The 16,282-nt window shown below is 41.7% G+C and carries 23 protein-coding genes and 1 other annotated feature; all 23 genes read left to right on the top strand.

What is annotated here, in order from left to right:
- Positions 1-10: 10 nt before the first annotated feature.
- The 23 genes from mreC (at position 11) to AC25Y6_RS12755 (ending at position 16,206) form a co-directional block, all read left to right on the top strand.
- On the top strand, positions 11-901 hold the full coding sequence (gene mreC, locus AC25Y6_RS12865; protein WP_482100855.1) for a rod shape-determining protein MreC: 891 nt from the start codon (positions 11-13) through the stop codon (positions 899-901).
- A complete protein-coding gene (gene mreD, locus AC25Y6_RS12860; protein ID WP_482105328.1) occupies positions 898-1,401 on the top strand; it encodes a rod shape-determining protein MreD in 504 nt (167 codons plus the stop codon). The genes mreC and mreD overlap by 4 nt, the downstream gene beginning before the upstream one ends.
- A 43-nt stretch (positions 1,402-1,444) precedes the next feature.
- Positions 1,445-2,116, top strand: a complete 672-nt coding sequence (minC, locus tag AC25Y6_RS12855; protein ID WP_482100853.1) for a septum site-determining protein MinC — start codon at positions 1,445-1,447, stop codon at positions 2,114-2,116.
- A gap of 1 nt (position 2,117) precedes the next feature.
- Complete coding sequence (gene minD / locus AC25Y6_RS12850) at positions 2,118-2,915, top strand: septum site-determining protein MinD (RefSeq protein WP_482100852.1); 798 nt, start codon at positions 2,118-2,120, stop codon at positions 2,913-2,915.
- A 172-nt stretch (positions 2,916-3,087) separates the two neighbouring features.
- The gene (locus tag AC25Y6_RS12845; protein ID WP_482100851.1) at positions 3,088-3,639 is read left to right on the top strand and encodes a hypothetical protein; all 552 of its coding nucleotides are present in this window, start codon (positions 3,088-3,090) and stop codon (positions 3,637-3,639) included.
- Positions 3,636-4,247: a site-2 protease family protein gene (locus AC25Y6_RS12840; RefSeq protein ID WP_482100850.1), complete on the top strand. Its 612-nt coding sequence runs from the start codon at positions 3,636-3,638 to the stop codon at positions 4,245-4,247. The genes AC25Y6_RS12845 and AC25Y6_RS12840 overlap by 4 nt, the downstream gene beginning before the upstream one ends.
- A gap of 42 nt (positions 4,248-4,289) precedes the next feature.
- Positions 4,290-4,362 (top strand) — a sequence feature (ribosomal protein L21 leader region).
- Positions 4,363-4,376: 14 nt separating this feature from the next.
- A complete protein-coding gene (gene rplU / locus AC25Y6_RS12835; RefSeq protein WP_488143302.1) occupies positions 4,377-4,685 on the top strand; it encodes a 50S ribosomal protein L21 in 309 nt (102 codons plus the stop codon).
- 6 nt (positions 4,686-4,691) lie between these two features.
- Positions 4,692-5,021, top strand: coding sequence for a ribosomal-processing cysteine protease Prp (locus AC25Y6_RS12830; protein WP_482100848.1), 330 nt, complete (start codon positions 4,692-4,694; stop codon positions 5,019-5,021).
- 15 nt (positions 5,022-5,036) lie between these two features.
- On the top strand, positions 5,037-5,327 hold the full coding sequence (gene rpmA / locus AC25Y6_RS12825; RefSeq protein WP_482100847.1) for a 50S ribosomal protein L27: 291 nt from the start codon (positions 5,037-5,039) through the stop codon (positions 5,325-5,327).
- A gap of 171 nt (positions 5,328-5,498) precedes the next feature.
- Positions 5,499-6,017: a Spo0B domain-containing protein gene (locus AC25Y6_RS12820; RefSeq protein ID WP_488143301.1), complete on the top strand. Its 519-nt coding sequence runs from the start codon at positions 5,499-5,501 to the stop codon at positions 6,015-6,017.
- Positions 6,018-6,028: 11 nt separating this feature from the next.
- Positions 6,029-7,321, top strand: coding sequence for a GTPase ObgE (gene obgE / locus AC25Y6_RS12815; RefSeq protein WP_488143300.1), 1,293 nt, complete (start codon positions 6,029-6,031; stop codon positions 7,319-7,321).
- A gap of 62 nt (positions 7,322-7,383) precedes the next feature.
- Positions 7,384-7,839 carry an ACT domain-containing protein gene (locus AC25Y6_RS12810; protein ID WP_482100844.1) on the top strand — a complete coding sequence of 152 codons (456 nt, stop codon included), beginning with the start codon at positions 7,384-7,386 and terminating at the stop codon, positions 7,837-7,839.
- Positions 7,840-7,854: 15 nt separating this feature from the next.
- Entirely contained in the window at positions 7,855-8,745 is an 891-nt protein-coding gene (gene pheA, locus AC25Y6_RS12805) for a prephenate dehydratase (RefSeq protein ID WP_488140350.1), read from the top strand.
- Between the two features lie 180 nt (positions 8,746-8,925).
- Positions 8,926-10,287, top strand: coding sequence for a LysM peptidoglycan-binding domain-containing protein (locus AC25Y6_RS12800; protein WP_488143299.1), 1,362 nt, complete (start codon positions 8,926-8,928; stop codon positions 10,285-10,287).
- Entirely contained in the window at positions 10,274-11,164 is an 891-nt protein-coding gene (locus AC25Y6_RS12795) for a phosphotransferase (protein ID WP_488143298.1), read from the top strand. Before AC25Y6_RS12800 ends, AC25Y6_RS12795 begins: the two co-directional genes overlap by 14 nt.
- Before the next feature lie 13 nt (positions 11,165-11,177).
- On the top strand, positions 11,178-11,906 hold the full coding sequence (locus tag AC25Y6_RS12790) for a YebC/PmpR family DNA-binding transcriptional regulator (protein WP_488143297.1): 729 nt from the start codon (positions 11,178-11,180) through the stop codon (positions 11,904-11,906).
- A 178-nt stretch (positions 11,907-12,084) separates the two neighbouring features.
- Positions 12,085-13,011, top strand: coding sequence for a tyrosine-type recombinase/integrase (locus AC25Y6_RS12785; RefSeq protein WP_488143296.1), 927 nt, complete (start codon positions 12,085-12,087; stop codon positions 13,009-13,011).
- A 710-nt stretch (positions 13,012-13,721) separates the two neighbouring features.
- On the top strand, positions 13,722-13,883 hold the full coding sequence (locus AC25Y6_RS12780; protein ID WP_488143295.1) for an XtrA/YqaO family protein: 162 nt from the start codon (positions 13,722-13,724) through the stop codon (positions 13,881-13,883).
- On the top strand, positions 13,880-14,500 hold the full coding sequence (locus AC25Y6_RS12775) for a hypothetical protein (protein ID WP_488143294.1): 621 nt from the start codon (positions 13,880-13,882) through the stop codon (positions 14,498-14,500). The genes AC25Y6_RS12780 and AC25Y6_RS12775 overlap by 4 nt, the downstream gene beginning before the upstream one ends.
- Positions 14,501-14,596: 96 nt before the next feature.
- Positions 14,597-14,743 carry a hypothetical protein gene (locus tag AC25Y6_RS12770; protein ID WP_488143293.1) on the top strand — a complete coding sequence of 49 codons (147 nt, stop codon included), beginning with the start codon at positions 14,597-14,599 and terminating at the stop codon, positions 14,741-14,743.
- A gap of 57 nt (positions 14,744-14,800) precedes the next feature.
- Complete coding sequence (locus AC25Y6_RS12765; protein ID WP_488143292.1) at positions 14,801-15,034, top strand: hypothetical protein; 234 nt, start codon at positions 14,801-14,803, stop codon at positions 15,032-15,034.
- A gap of 23 nt (positions 15,035-15,057) precedes the next feature.
- A complete protein-coding gene (locus AC25Y6_RS12760; RefSeq protein WP_488143291.1) occupies positions 15,058-15,180 on the top strand; it encodes a hypothetical protein in 123 nt (40 codons plus the stop codon).
- Between the two features lie 174 nt (positions 15,181-15,354).
- Complete coding sequence (locus AC25Y6_RS12755) at positions 15,355-16,206, top strand: hypothetical protein (protein ID WP_488143290.1); 852 nt, start codon at positions 15,355-15,357, stop codon at positions 16,204-16,206.
- Positions 16,207-16,282 lie beyond the last annotated feature (76 nt).

Genomic DNA, 16,282 nt, shown 5'->3' with positions numbered 1-16,282 from the left:
GACATCGGCAATGCCGCGATTTTTTTCAAATAAACGATTGATTTTATTGCTCGTGGGCATTATCGTCCTAGTTGCATTAATTTCATTCTCCCTCAAAGACCGGCAGAACGCCTCCCTTCCAGAACAAGTTGTGAAAGACGTCGTCGGTTTTGGGCAATCTTTATTCTCCAAACCGGCGCACTACATAACGAACGTAATTGGGAATATTGATGGGATTTTGAATACATATGAAGAAAACAAGCATTTAAAAGTTAGATTGAGTGAATACGCTTCTGAACAAGCAGGTCTTATGGATATTAAGACTGAAAACAAACGCCTGCTCGATATTATTGATCAAAAAGATGATTTGCATGACTTTGAATCGATACATGCAACAGTCATTTCCCGGAATCCTGATCAGTGGGAAGAAAAAATTATCATTGATAAAGGCGAAAGAAACGGCATTGAAAAGAATATGGCTGTCATTACAGCTGACGGTCTGATCGGCAAAGTTATTCTAGTAACAGATTTCACTTCAACGGTGGAACTATTGTCGACAGAAAATCGCAATTTTCGTGTTGCTGCTGTCATTTCAGGCGAAAGTATTTTTGGACTTATCGAAGGGTATGACCGGGAACGAAGTGAACTTATCATGAAACGAATTGACTCGAGTATTGAAGTTAAAATCGGACAAAAAGTCATCTCCTCAGGACTTGGCGGTATTTTTCCGAAAGGTCTTTTAATTGGGGAAGTTACGGAAGTATCGACAGATGATTATGGATTAACGAAGTTGGCATATATCCGACCTGCGGCAGACTTTTCAATGTTGGATCACGTAATCATTGCGAAGCGTTCTTCAATTACGGTTGAGGGAACGGATGGCGATGGCACTGCAGATATTGAGGGGGAGGAAGGATCATGATCCGGTCCGTCATCCCTCTAATTGCCGTGCTGTTGTTTTTTCTTGAGCCTGTATTTACGCTGTTTTCCCCAGTTGAAATTGGAGGCGAAACATACACGCTTGTCCCGCGATTTGTCATCGTTTATCTAGTCTTTATAGCAGTCTATTACGGCCGTAAGCGTGGGCTGATTTACGGATTTATACTTGGACTCTTGTATGATATGTACCATATTGATATTATTGGACTATACGCATTTTTATATCCATTAATTTGTTACATCGCAAGCTTGATTATTCGTCAAATCCACCGTCATATTGTTACGGTGATGTTCCTCTCGTTATTCCTAATTATGATTCTCGAACTATTATCATACTTTTATGCCAGTCTACTTTCACTAACAACTATTGGACTGGATGAATTCATATCAGGCAGGCTTATACCGACAATTATCGCTAATTCATTTTTCGTTGGTATGTTTGGTTGGTTATTCAAAAATCTTATTTACAAAAGGGTAGTTTAGCTACGTGGCGAAACTTTGTAAAAGAAAATGCGGGGTGACGCAATTGACGAAACAGCAATATGTAACGATAAAAGGGACAAAAGACGGTCTTGTTCTTCGGCTAGACGACAAATGTGCTTATTCGGACATGATTGCCGAGCTCCGTAGAAAAGTAGATGAAGACGGATTGGAAGGGCTTGCTGAAGTTCAGGTCCATACAGGCAGGCGCTATTGCGATGAAGAAGAATTGAAAGAAATCATGAACACCATTCATGGCTCACCGAATTTACGTGTATCGAAAATCCAAAGTGATGTTATTACGATGGATGAATGTAACAGAAAAGTGCTTGAAAACCAATCCGAAACCTATGTCGGCATTGTACGGTCAGGTCAGGTCGTTACAGCTGAAGGGGATTTAGTTGTCATTGGTGATGTGAATCCCAATGGTCGAGTTGTTGCTGCTGGCAGTATTTATATTCTAGGCAGGTTGAAAGGAATCGCTCACGCAGGTTCAACTGGCAATTCAAATGCTGTCATCGCGGCATCATGGCTCGAGGCGACGCATCTCATGATTGCGGACAAAATGGAAACGATGACTGATGAATTGACGATATTGTCGGAACAGCCCGAAATGGAATGTGCTTATTTGCATCCGAACGGCTTCATCGCCATTGATCGTCTGCAGGAACTCCGAATTCTTCGGCCTGGTCTGTCATCATTCAAAGGAGGAAGCTAGTGTGGGAGAAGCAATCGTAATAACATCTGGTAAAGGCGGCGTCGGTAAAACGACCACATCGGCAAACCTTGGAACCGCATTGGCCCTTCAAGGAAAAAAAGTATGTCTCATTGACACCGACATCGGTCTCCGAAACCTTGACGTCATTCTTGGCCTTGAAAATCGTATAATCTATGATCTTGTGGATGTCATCGAAGGCCGTTGTAAAGTACAACAGGCACTTGTGAAAGACAAACGCTTTGAAAACGGACTCTTTTTATTACCGGCTGCACAGACTGTTGATAAAAACGCGGTCAACCCCGAACAGATGAAAACGTTAATCACAGAACTAAAACGAGATTATGATTATATATTAATAGATTGCCCGGCTGGGATTGAACAAGGGTTCAAAAATGCCATCGCCGGTGCAGACCGTGCTATCGTCGTAACAACCCCTGAAATCTCAGCTGTACGGGACGCTGATCGTATCATCGGCCTGCTTGAGCAGGAGGACATCGAACCCCCGAAACTAATCATCAATCGTATCAAAAGACATCTTATGAACAACGGAGATGCGCTTGACGTCAATGATATTACGACACACTTGTCGATTGATTTGCTCGGTATTATCTTAGATGACGAAAGTGTTATCTCCTCTTCGAACAAAGGAGAACCTGTCGTGATGGATCCATCGAACCCGGCCTCCGTCGGCTATCGCAACATTGCACGCCGTATTCTCGGAGAATCTGTTCCGCTCATGTCAATCGACACCGGAAAACCTGGATTCTTTGGAAAACTGAAAGCTCTATTTTCAAAATAACACATGAAACCCCCAACACGCTTTGAGTGTCGGGGGTTTCATGTGTTATTAAGGTTAATTATGAGGGGTGCTGTGGTCACATATATTTACCTGAAATCATGGGATTCTTACCACACCCAAAATATTCACAGCGCAGGCGTCATATACTAAAAAAAACGGGTGGTGTGACCTTTTGAAATGGAAAACGAAATGGATGGTAGCAATTGTCCTGACGCTAGGCGTTTTGGGTGTGGCGAAGCTTGAAGATACTGGTGTTATCAAACAACCTGTAACGCAATTTGTCACGTCAGGGAAAGATTTTGTGGCGATGAAGAAATGGGTGGCAACGATCATTAAAGATTCGGGGCCAGACAAAATTGCAGTTATGGGAGATCCGCAACAGCTAGACCCTTTATCTGCTTACGAATCAATGCAGCCCTATAAAGATGGAGTGATTGTGTCCTATACACAACCAATGGCGATTGACGCAATTGATAATGGACTTGTCATATTCACTGGCTTCACCCGCGAATCAGGTAAGACCGTCACAGTGCTGTATGAAGGCGGAGATGAAGTGACGTATGGGTTCGTCGGGGAATTTTATAAACTGCCGTATACTGCCGTGAAAAAAGGGGACACGCTGGCTCTGATGGATGAGGGTGCAATTTACCTTAAGGTGAAGCAAGATGGTGTGAGAATCGAAGCTTCCCTCTTACCTGCATATCTTTCGGGCGGGAAAAAATGAAACTCAGGCTTCATCCAGTTCTCCTGCCTTTTTTCTTGTTTTTAATAATAACAGGTAATATTTCCGTATATGCAATTATCTTTATATCACTGCTTATTCATGAGGCGGGGCATCTGGTCGCGGCGTATTTTACAGGCATGCGAATTCGATCTTGTACGATCATGCCTTATGGCGGTGAGATCGTTTTCTTGAACCGTCATGAAGCTTCTAAAAATGATCGTATTATCGTCGCGCTCAGTGGCCCACTCGCAACTCTGGTAGTTTTTTTAGTGGCTATATGGATTCCGTTTCCCGGTGACGACCTGGTCATACAGGTTCAGGTAGCACTTCTTTTACTCAATTTACTTCCTGTTCTTCCTCTTGACGGTGGACAGGCAATCTGCGCACTGCTTGAGACTGAAGGATCAATTTATCGTACTAGGTCAATCTTTCTTCTACATTCCATTCTATTCATTTCCGCGGGAATCATCCTGTTAACTTCAGGATTACCTAAAACGTTACCTTACATTCTTCTCGCGCTATTTCTTCTAATTCAGAACATCTCCGTTTTTCGTTTCCGAAAATATGAAAAAGCATTTGCAGAAATTAAATTAAATAGATTGACATAAAAAAATATACGTGGTAATATTCAAATGTTAATGTTTGTAGCACCCGTGCTACAACCGCACTGATAAGGTACAAGTATCCGTAGGATCACCTTTGAAGGCGAGTCTGTATTTATAAGAGGAGGTGCAAGTATGTACGCAATTATTGAAACTGGTGGAAAACAAATTAAAGTTGAAAAAGGCCAGGAAATCTACATTGAAAAAGTAGCTGGTGAAGCTGACGAAGTCGTCACTTTCGACAAAGTTCTTTTCGTAGGTGGAGAAGACGTGAAAGTAGGCATTCCATTCGTGGAAGGTGCTACAGTTACAGGAACTGTTATTAAACAGGGCCGTGCTAAAAAAATCACTGTTTTCAAATACAAGAAAAGAAAGAACTACCACAGAAAACAAGGTCATCGTCAGCCATACACGAAAATCGTCATTGACGGTATCAACCTGTAAGCCGGCATGATCAAAATCATCATAAACAAGAACCAATCTACTGGTCGTATAAACTCTTTTGAGATGACGGGCCACGCTGATTTCGCGGAACATGGAAAAGACCTTGTCTGTGCGGGAGCATCTGCAGTATCGTTTGGTGCTGTTAATGCCATCATTGCACTAACAGGCAATACCCCTGAGATTCTACAAGGATCGGACGGCGGTTATTTGAAAGTCATTTTTCCGGAAAGTGAAAAAAACGATCACGATACACAGTTGATTGTAAAGGCGATGATTGTTTCATTGCAGACGATTGAGAATGACTATGGGCAACATATAAAAATTATCCTTAAATAGTAGGAGGTGGCATACATGCTACGTTTAGATCTCCAGTTTTTCGCATCGAAAAAAGGGGTAGGTTCTACACGGAACGGTCGTGACTCTCACTCGAAACGTCTTGGCGCAAAACGCGCGGACGGACAGTTTGTTTCTGGCGGCTCAATCCTTTATCGTCAGCGCGGAACGAAAATTCATCCAGGTGAAAACGTCGGTCGCGGTGGTGACGATACTCTTTTCGCAAAAGTTGACGGCGTCGTTCGTTTCGAACGTTATGGTCGTGACAAAAAGAAAGTTAGCGTATACCCTGAAGTTCAGGAAGCATAATATACGTACGACAGAAAGGACTGCATACAAATGTGCAGTCCTTTTTCTCTTTTCAAACGCTAAAAAAAGTGTTCATCTCTAATGCCCTGTTGCGTATAAGCGAACGCCTAGCGCATTTCTAGGTAACAGATGCTATACTATATACATGAAAATTGTTGGCGGTGAATGAAAATGGGGAACAAAGAGCTAACCACGGCGCAAGCGCTAAAATTTGCAAGGCATGATTTTTTAAATGAACTCCAATTAATCTTGCTCTATATCGACCTCGATAAACTACCCGAAGCAAGACAAAAAATTATGGATACAACAGAACAGATGCGTCAGATAGCGATGTTGGAAAGGCTTGGAATGCCTGCTGTTGAAACGTGGCTAGCTGAATTCAATTGGCTCTACGTTTCCTATTCCGCTACACTGACGTCCACCATTATTTCTGGCAAACGTGAAGCAGAGGATGAATCAGTTGTAGCCTATTTGGAAAACGTATTCAGTGTAGGAGAGAAAACACTGGACCCCACCTCCGAGTATAAGACGGAAATTGATGTCCAAGCCAATTTAACGAGCTGGTCAATTACAATCAATGTCCAGGGGAATATGGAACACAAAGTTCCAGCACCAAAAGCGACTGGAAACTTTACTGTTCACGAAACAATTTTACACAATCAATGGACGTTCACGATCAGTGGACAATAGGAGGAAAATACATGTTTGTCGATCACGTTAAGATTTATGTTAAAGGCGGTGACGGTGGTGATGGAATGGTTGCCTTTCGTCGCGAGAAATACATCGCCTATGGTGGACCCGCAGGTGGTGATGGAGGAAAAGGTGCTAACGTCGTTTTCATCGTAGATGAAGGATTGCGTACACTGATGGATTTCCGTTACCAACGTCATTTCAAGGCGCCACGCGGTGAGCATGGTGGTAGTAAAAACATGCATGGCAAAAATGCAGAAGACATAGTTGTCAAAGTTCCGCCTGGCACGATTGTGACGGATGCTGAAGACGGTACAATTATCGCTGACCTTGTTGAACATGGCCAGACAGCAGTCATTGCTAAAGGTGGTCGTGGAGGACGCGGTAACAGCCGATTTGCTACATCTTCAAATCCTGCACCAGAACTGTCTGAAAAAGGAGAACCTGGTGTCAATCGCGAGATTAATCTAGAGCTGAAAGTTCTTGCGGACGCGGGTCTTGTTGGGTTCCCGAGTGTAGGGAAATCGACGTTATTGTCTGTCGTTTCAGCGGCGAAACCTAAAATTGCGGATTATCATTTTACTACACTTGTTCCGAATTTAGGAATGGTTGAAACAGATGATCACCGTGGATTCGTATTGGCTGATCTTCCGGGCTTAATTGAGGGGGCACACCAAGGTGTTGGTCTAGGTCATCAGTTCCTTCGTCATATTGAACGGACACGAGTTATTATCCATGTTATCGATATGTCCGGGCTTGAAGGACGCGACCCATATGAGGACTTCTTAACAATCAATGAAGAACTAGAGCAGTATAACTTGCGATTAACAGAACGCCCACAAATTATTGTTGCAAATAAAATGGACATGCCTGAATCGGAAGAAAATCTCAAAGCATTCAAGCAAAAATTGAACGATGAAGATGCAATGATTTTCCCGATTTCTGCACTCACTAGAAGCGGTCTTGACGAACTTCTTCATGCTGTTGTCGATTTACTTGAAGTTACTTCAGAATTCCCCATGCATGAAATTGAAGATGAAGATAAAGAAACTTCTGTTCTTTATAAACATGAAGCGGAAGCACCTGAGTTTGAAATTTCACGTGATGACGATGGAGCATTCATCTTGTCTGGTTATACAATTGAACGTCTGTTTGTAATGACGGACTTTAACTTTGACCAATCGGTCCGTAAATTCTCAAGACAATTGCGTGGAATGGGTGTAGATGATGCACTTCGTGAACGCGGTGCGAAAGACGGAGATACCGTACGACTTCTTGATTTTGAATTTGAATTCATGGATTAACTACTTGGTTTATGATTCGATGCAATTACAAAATGTGTGGTGCACACGGAGGGGGACATCCTATGAAGCGGTTGGGGGAAGGTCAGTTTTACCTTGTACGGGAAGACGTACTGACAGAATCGATGCTGAAAATGCTTGAAGCGAAAAGGCTTTTGGCAAGCGGAGAGGAATCAACGATACAAGATGCTACAAAAAAGGTAGGCCTGTCCCGCAGTGCATTTTACAAATACCGTGATACTGTGTACCCGTTTGAATCAATTGCACGCGAGCGTATCCTGACGATTTTCATTCAGCTCGAAGATCGGAAGGGGTCGCTTTCGACATTATTGCAAATTGTCTCGGAGGCGAAATGTAACGTCTTGACAATTCACCAGACAATACCGGTCCAGGCTCGGGCTAATATTACCTTGTCGCTGGACGTGACAGAAATGACTATAAAAATGGAAGAGTTCCTGCAACGGTTGAAATCACCTGACTTTGTTGATTCAGTTATTTTAATCAGTTCAGGTGCACTCTGATGGGGGAATCATAGGATGGAAAATGGAAAATATACACCAAGTGTTGCCTATTTAGGGCCAGAAGCATCATTCACACATGTTGCAGCAAACAATCTATTTGGATCGTCGGGACTGATTCCGTTTCCGACGATACCGGATTGCATTGAAGCAGTGGTGGAAGGGCGTGTTGCCTATGCGCTTGTCCCGCTTGAAAACGCATTGGAAGGATCCGTACCGATGACGATTGACTATTTGTTTCATGGCAAAGATCTATTCATCAATGCCGAAACATCAATTCCAGTTAAACAGCATCTCATGGTCAATAAAGCTCAAGTTCCCTTTATTAATGAACTAGAATCCATTAATTCCCACCCTCATGCTCTTGCTCAATGTCATAAGTACTTACAATATCATTACCGCCGTGTCCCGTTGATTCAGACAACGTCAACAGCAGCTGCCGCCAAATATATTTCCGAGAATCCGGGAGAAAAGATTGCTGCAATCGGAAACGAGTTATCAGCTGAAAAATACGGTCTACATATCGCAGAAGAAAATATACATGATTTTCATTTTAATCATACACGGTTTGTCATAGTGTCATTGCGAAAAGGTTTATTGGAAATGGAAGGCCATTCCGAAAAAATTAAAACAACATTAATGGTGAAACTGCCTGAAGATGATCGTTCAGGGGTACTGCATCAGGTACTATCCGTTTTTGCATGGCGCAGGCTCAATTTGAGTAAAATTGAATCGAGGCCGATGAAGACAGGGCTTGGAAACTATTTCTTTATCATTGATGTAATGGAATCTGATGAACATCCGATGATGAAGGGTGCACTGGAAGAACTCGCTGCACTAAACTGTTCTGTCAATTCGTTCGGATCTTATTATACATATGACCAACTGCCGACACGTCATTTAAAATGACAGTGCCGGTTTTTTCTGTTCTTATGCCTGTCGCATCTACCCGGTCGTTTCCGCTTTCCTTTTGAATAAACCACTCATTCCAGCATATACATGGTTAGAGAGGACATCTCGTCTAAAATTAGCGTCACACAGACGGGCGTCCGTTCATACGATGAGTTGATGGAAGGGGGAATTTTTTAAGTGGAAGTCCATATTGTGGTAAAAGGGGATACGCTGTGGAAGATTGCGCGTCAGTACGGTATCCCATTCGAAGATTTAAAGCGGGTGAATGCGCATCTTGCCAATCCGGATTATATTGTACCTGGAATGAAAATATTCCTACCCAAAAAACACCATAATGTAGGACAGCAAGAAATGAAAGGTGAAAAAAAAGAACACGTTAAGCAACCTGAAAAAGGGAAGGGGCATGTGCCTCCACATCCAAAAACGGAAGTAAAACCGACACCGAAAGCGCCGACTCCGGTATCGATGCCGAAACCACCGGCTCCAGTGCCGTTGCCGAAAGCGCCGACTCCAGTACCTATACCGATAACATTGCCTCCAACGCAAATGGAGCCGCCGATACCAGCACCTCCAGCTCAAATGCCAGCACCAATGCCAATGCCAGCACCAACGCAAACGCAAATGCAAACGCAAACGCAAATGCAAATGCCGATGCCGATGCCAGCACCAATGCCAATGCCGATGCCGATGCCAGCACCAATGCCGATGCCGATGCCAGCACCAACGCAAACGCAAACGCAAATGCAAACGCAAACGCAAACGCAAACGCAAATGCCGATGCCGATGCCAATGCCAATGCCAATGCCAATGCCTGTACAGCCGTGTCAGATGCCTACATTCGTACAGCCAATTATAGGGATTCCGTGTGGCTGGATGCCAATTCATGATGCGGATTGTTATCCGTTCATGCATTCAGGTCAAATTCAAGCGATGCAATGTCCGGAGGTACCAATGCACCATGCTACTCCGCCAATGCAAATGCCATTACCATCAACACAGTTTCCGATGCCTGAACTGGAATCACCAATCCTCCCCGTTCAGCAACCTATAATGGAGTTAGAAGAAAGTCCTCTTATTGAGGAATGGAAATTAATGGAATCACCAGAGTTTATGACCACAGAATCACCTGGTTTTGTCATGCCGCACGCTGCTATGTGCCCAGATGAGCAGCCAGTTGCACCCGCATTAATGTTTGACGAATCACCAGAATTTGACCTACAGCCACCTGTTCCGTGTCCTCCTGAGCAAAGCTATATACCGCAGTTAATTTCACCAGCGGCTGAAACACAATGGAATCCTGCACAATTCGGTTATCCCATGCAACAGCCGAGTCCACCGCCTGGATGCGGATGTGGGTGCCCAGGATGTAACGAACAGCAACAGCACCATCATCACCACCAACAACAACCATGTCACCAGCCAATGATGCTTCCGCTATATTACGGGCAGCCATGTGGATGCCCTACATGCATGCAACAAGCACCGCATAGCGGAATGGCTCAGCCTTATAACGGACCGAACTGGTATGGAGCGTATTGAAAGGCCTATGGGGCCGGACGGGAAATTAGAAAAAATAAAAGATAATGTGTGGAAGTTGGAGAAAGACGGAAATCGATTTTCGGTGAAACGTTACCATTCCAGCTCCACTGCCATGAAAGTACATCGTATACATCAGGCACTCCGATCTGTATCGTTTCCACATGTTGTAGATGTTATTAAGCAAGAAAATCAGCTGACGTTTGTTCAACCTTGGTTGGATGGCGCTAAAGCAGTTAATTTTAAAAAAAGAGCAGATCGTACAGATTCGCTTGCTGCTCTTCATGCTCTTCATGAAACGAATGCACAACTCGACTGGCATGCCTCACCTTATTTACATCCGTACCCACTCATCGCGAAGTGGGAAGATCGGATAAGTCGATTCCGCGAAATTGGCGGAGCATGTGAGGCGTATATTGGAAAAGGCTATGTCGATGAAATCTTGTTTTATGCATTAAACGCGATTAGCTCAGTAAAGAAAACCTATAAAGACAACTTGGATGGAACGTTGCTACATGGGGATGTCGTCCATCATAATATTCTTCGCGATAGAAAAGGGAGTATTCGTTTTATCGATTTCGATTTGGCAAGCACTGGTCCAGCGGGTACTGAAATTGCCCTTTGGATACATCGTGTGCTTCCCCAAATCGGATATGATATTGATTTTTTATTTGATGAACAACCTTCACTGCAAAAGCTCGATCATGCATCAAAGACGTTGCTTCTTTTTCCAAATGAACTGCTCCGCGAATGGCTACACTTCTTTTCCCTGACACCGTCAGCTAGGGAGAGGCAAGCGAAACAGCTAATCCCTTTTACAAAATCCGCACTCTCTCATTGGCCGAAATTATGGTATGATATAGAGCGGATTAACATATAGGGGGTAATGTCAGGTGGCAGGGCATTCGAAGTGGAAAAACATACAAAATCGTAAAGGTGCACAAGATGCAAAACGCGGTAAGGTGTTTCAAAAGATGTCGAAAGAGATTTTTGTGGCGGCAAAAACAGGTGGTCCGGATGTGGATTCGAACGCAGCTCTTCGCCTGGCTATTGAAAAAGCAAAAAGCGTCAATGTTCCGAATGATGTCATTAAACGTGCGGTCTATAAAGCAAGTGGGTCGGGTGCAGACGAAAACTATGAAGAAGTCATCTATGAGGGATACGGCCCCGGTGGAGTGGCTGTTCTCGTTTACTGTTTAACAGAAAATCGTAATCGGACTGCTCCGAATGTTCGGGTGGGTTTCAGTAAAAATGGCGGTAATCTTGGAGAAGCGGGTTCAGTAGGTTACCTGTTTGTTCGCAAGGGACGTCTTTTCATTGAACGGACGAACAACACTGATGAAGATGCCGTCATGATGGCTGCGCTTGAAGCTGGGGCTGATGATATCGATTCAACGGAAGATGGCTTTGAGATCATCACACAACCATCAGATTTTTTAACAGTAAAAGAAACACTTGAATCGGAAGGAATCAATTTTATTTCTGCAGAAATTGAGATGATCCCTTCTATGTATACCGCTTTAAGCGGAGAAGATGAAGAGCAGTTTGAAAAAATGCTAGAAGTCCTTGAAGATAACGACGACGTTCAAGACGTTTACCATAATGCAGAATTGAAAGATTAAATCTGCAAAACGTTGATGTACCAAGGATTTTAAAAGGTTTTTAGTTTTAATTTTCAGCATGTAATCTCATTTTGTTACGATATACACGCTGAAAATTAGCCTTTTAACTTATGACATTCAATTAAAGACATTTCCTACAAGTATTGTTGAAAAACAATCTTATTAGGAGGTGTCTTTTTTGTTGTTGGAGGATATTTTAGAAGAATATTTATATGATATCGAAGTTAAGAATTATTCACCTCGAACGATTAAAGGGTATAAAAACAACAATTTGGCTTTTTTTAGATTTATAGAAGCCGATTTCAACATTACTGAATTAGAAAAAGTTAAAGCACAGCATATTAAATCGTATTTCATGTATTTGAAGAAGATAGATAGAAAGGCAACTTATATAAATGGGATCCTGAGAAATATTAGAACATTATTTAATTATTGTATGGATGAGAATTACATTACAAAAGAAAATAACCCATGTCTTAAAGTGGGTTGGTTAAAGCAAGAGAAAACAGTTATTCACACATTTGATGATGCTGAAATAGGAAGAATGATTCAAGTCTACAAACCTACTTCATGGATGCATATGAGGAATAAAATGATTTTAATGTTTTTCGCTGATTTGGGCATACGGGCATCAGAATTAATTGGTATTGAGCATATAGACATTTTAGATACGAATATAAAAATTAAAGGAAAAGGAAGAAAAGAAAGATATGTTCCAATTAGTCCGATTTTGAAGAAAAACATGATTAAGTACGAACGTATGAAAGACTTTTATTTCAAGGACAAGCTTCTCACTCACAGTAACTACTTTGTTTCTTATCGAAGTCTACCATTGACCGTTGAAGCGTTGGAACGGGTTGTAAGGATTGCAGGAGAGCGTGCAAACGTTAGGAAGAGTATTAGATGTTCACCTCATACTATGCGCCATTATTTTGCACAAAAACAGCTGAGAATGAAGTTGGACGTTTATACGCTTAGCCGACTTTTAGGTCATTCGACTATGGATATAACAAAAATTTATTTGGACTCAATTCAAGATGAGAAAATTGTAGAGATGGGAAGGATGCACAGTCCATTAATGAATTTGAATAAACGGGATAAATGAAAAAAAGAGCCTAGAGGTGTTGGAAGCACCTTCTCTTGTAAAACCGTTTCAGTTCTCACAACATAATGAAGCACTCAACTATAACTAAAAAGAGCACTCATTTTGTATTGCCTACTTATATCGAAAAAAATATGATTAGACAAGGCTTGTTTAACTACGCCTATAAACAAGTGGGTGCTCCTTTAATAAGAGGGTAGATACGCCAAGTCACCAAGCGTCCAAATCCGAAAGCGATACGTTATCTCTAAAATTTTTAGTAACTAAAGAGAATAAAAATCTATCATTACATGATGCGTACCGCCCAGAGCCGTCTAGGACTCTTTAAGAGCGTTTGAAATCTCTATTGAAACCAACAGTAGGGAATGACGCAAAACTTGCTAGAGAGCTCTATGGAGTGTACAAATCACAGTCAACTTGAATAATGAGATTCAGTATTCATGAAAATAAAGGCGATATGTTCTCACAGTTAGCTACGAGCGTTAAACATAACGACACAAGAAACGAAAAAGAAGATGATACGCAATATTGTAGGCTATTATTCAGGTGTTTTAAAGGAACTGATTGATAAGTCTATATTTGCTGATGCTTTTATGGATTATGTTGTCCCAGTTAAGCTATGCGTTTATTAAAATTGGACAAATTAAAAAGCCGACAATTAATGTCAGCCATCATAAGAATCCTCAGGTTGGAACATCTGTCAGGATGCATTATTGTTAGGAATTGGTATAATGGAACTACCAATGAACTGTGTGGTAGTGATTTCGGAGGGTATTGCGAAAGTTAGGGAGCTTCCGGAGCATGGTGAATATAGGATTGTGACGCATCAGGGAAAAGTGAGACGGATGCGGAGGGAAGAGGGGGAGGAATTTTGAAAGAATCCTGTATAGGTTTTTGGTCTTGTGTTACGCCAGATGCGTGGTTAACTGGTACGGGAACGTTAATTGGGGCATTTTTAGGAGCATTTCTAGCAGGGATGTTTACAATTTTGTCAGTTAAAAAGCAATTAAGGCATGATAGTTTATATAAGCAGAGACAAGATATTAATGCCCACTTGAAAATAGGCGCAGATTTCGTTGCTAGGACAAACGCCATTATAGAACTCGGTGAAAAATTAGAGTCGAAAATATCGCACGACGATCTAAGGGAGGGTGCTTTTCAAAGAGGGACTATTGACTTTGCGAAAGGCTACTTGAAAAATATTGAAATAATTTCTAGAGAAATATCAATACTCAACTACCACGCCTTACCATATGAGCATTATCATACTTATATAGTTGCAAAAGAAGCGGTTAAGGTTCTGCAGTTCGATGTGGAATTTTTGATTGACGATTTAATGAAGCCTACTAGGACTGATTATATACATTGGAGCAGTCATTATGATGAATTTAAAATAAATTTATCTACGATAAAACATGCCCATGAAAATGTTAAAGTATTTATTTCTGAAGCGGAAAGTGAACTTCGACAAATAAAAATTAAATTAAAATAGTCCCCCTGGCCAACCAGAGGACAACGATTGATTACAGTATTGCGCTGTGTCATTTGTTGTCCTCTTTTTTTATTTCAAAAATAAGGAGTGAGAGAAGTGAAATCGTCCCAAACGGAACTGGTTGAAAGAGGGATTTCTGATGCTCGTACAGGAGATGTAGAAGAAAAGAATACTAGGACAAGGGGCGCGTCGTCGGAACAGCTGACAGATAGGGAATGGGCTGAATTGATGGGTACTAATTGACAGATGTACAATCGGGAAAATGGGGCAATCCGTAGACGATAAATAGGGGGCGGGCTTATGACGGAGAAGCAGATTGAGCAGTTGTTGAAGGATTATCACTGGATGATAAATTCGGTGAAAGTGATGCGGGAAGGTCTAAATGAAATCGGCGGGAATTTGACAGCACAGTATGGATTAGAAGCGGCCATGCCGAAAGCGGTAGGTGGTCATGGTCATAGCGATCCTATTTATCAGAGTTTTCGAGAAGGGAGAAGCGGTGGAAGAAGATTAGTGATTATGAGCCGAAGATAAAAATAGTGCAGGATCAGATTTATATGATTACGTTTGATCGGGCGACACATGGGGTTTCTAACACGAATATTCAAAGAATCCAAGAGACCGTTATCCGGAAGATGGTAAATGTTCCAGAAGTGCCAAATGTGCCAGATGTTCCATAATTTCATGAAATAAAATTCGGTGATACTATGGAAGGTAGGTCGGGGAGTTGGAAGTGCGTCCAACTCTTCTTTTTGTGAGCGTGAGTCATTTGCTTTATGCGCCTCAATCTGCCACATAATAGAGGATTTTTGTTATTAGTGCAGAAGTTAATAATAGTAACAGGGGGCGAGGACGTGGCTTGGAGTATAGGATTGATGGGAAAGAGTAATCTCACTGGGTTAGATGAATTGACTGATGAAATGTACACTCAGTATAAAAAGCACACAGGAAAAATTGCAGAGTTCCAGATAGACCAACAATTACACACCATTGTTAATTTGAATTTTGATGATATTTTTCTAACAATAGAAAAATGCATGAGCGATCATGTTCGAAGGCTAGATAATGGTGGGATGAACCTTGAAATAATAATGTTGAAAATCAATAGATGTATTCTTAATTATCTATCTTCATTCAGAACTTACTTGGATCACACAGAAGCTCTTTTAAAGAGAACATACGGAAAAAATGCTGACCAAGTTAAAATATTTAAATCTGCATGTTCGAATGAGTATGACTCTCATTTCTCCTATAGATTTCTTTATAAATTAAGGAATTACTCTCAACATTGCGGTATGCCGGTTGGGAATTTCACGATAACTGATAGGGAGGATAAGGCAAACGGAGGTAGCGTTAAAGAGTTTAAAGTTCAATTTAACAGGGATTCCTTACTTAGTAACTACGATTCGTGGAGTTTACTTGTGGAAAGTGAAATTATCCAGCTGCCTCATTACTTTGTGGTAAACCCATATTTTGAGGAATTGCAGCAATCTATCAATAGAATACACCTAGTTTTGATAGAAATTAGACTTCCTGAATTAACCGAAAGCGTTGGTTTTCTAGAAGAAATGATAGAGCCTTTAAAAGGACAACCTGGAACTCCTTGCATTATTAATTTCGATAACATGCAACCGGAAGGAGGTAAGGTTCGAATCGAGCATCTTCCTTTGCATCTATTGGAAAGTGTATCTAAATTAACTAGCTAAGTATCACTTCGGAGATGTTTTTTTATGTCGTAAAAGGCGAATGCCTTGTGGGGTGCGTGCGAGCGTGCGACATAAC

The sequence above is a fragment of the Sporosarcina sp. Y1004 genome, assembly GCF_057669665.1.
This window is presented reverse-complemented; position numbering and strand designations above follow the sequence as displayed.

Bases quoted from the DNA above. Each gene is read 5' to 3' on its own strand.
- mreC (WP_482100855.1), top strand. From the start codon at position 11: ATGCCGCGATTTTTTTCAAATAAACGATTGATTTTATTGCTCGTGGGC.
- mreD (WP_482105328.1), top strand. From the start codon at position 898: ATGATCCGGTCCGTCATCCCTCTAATTGCCGTGCTGTTGTTTTTTCTT.
- AC25Y6_RS12840 (WP_482100850.1), top strand. From the start codon at position 3,636: ATGAAACTCAGGCTTCATCCAGTTCTCCTGCCTTTTTTCTTGTTTTTA.
- rplU (WP_488143302.1), top strand. From the start codon at position 4,377: ATGTACGCAATTATTGAAACTGGTGGAAAACAAATTAAAGTTGAAAAA.
- AC25Y6_RS12830 (WP_482100848.1), top strand. From the start codon at position 4,692: ATGATCAAAATCATCATAAACAAGAACCAATCTACTGGTCGTATAAAC.
- rpmA (WP_482100847.1), top strand. From the start codon at position 5,037: ATGCTACGTTTAGATCTCCAGTTTTTCGCATCGAAAAAAGGGGTAGGT.
- AC25Y6_RS12820 (WP_488143301.1), top strand. From the start codon at position 5,499: ATGGGGAACAAAGAGCTAACCACGGCGCAAGCGCTAAAATTTGCAAGG.
- obgE (WP_488143300.1), top strand. From the start codon at position 6,029: ATGTTTGTCGATCACGTTAAGATTTATGTTAAAGGCGGTGACGGTGGT.
- AC25Y6_RS12810 (WP_482100844.1), top strand. From the start codon at position 7,384: ATGAAGCGGTTGGGGGAAGGTCAGTTTTACCTTGTACGGGAAGACGTA.
- pheA (WP_488140350.1), top strand. From the start codon at position 7,855: ATGGAAAATGGAAAATATACACCAAGTGTTGCCTATTTAGGGCCAGAA.
- AC25Y6_RS12795 (WP_488143298.1), top strand. From the start codon at position 10,274: ATGGAGCGTATTGAAAGGCCTATGGGGCCGGACGGGAAATTAGAAAAA.
- AC25Y6_RS12765 (WP_488143292.1), top strand. From the start codon at position 14,801: ATGACGGAGAAGCAGATTGAGCAGTTGTTGAAGGATTATCACTGGATG.
- AC25Y6_RS12760 (WP_488143291.1), top strand. From the start codon at position 15,058: ATGATTACGTTTGATCGGGCGACACATGGGGTTTCTAACACGAATATT.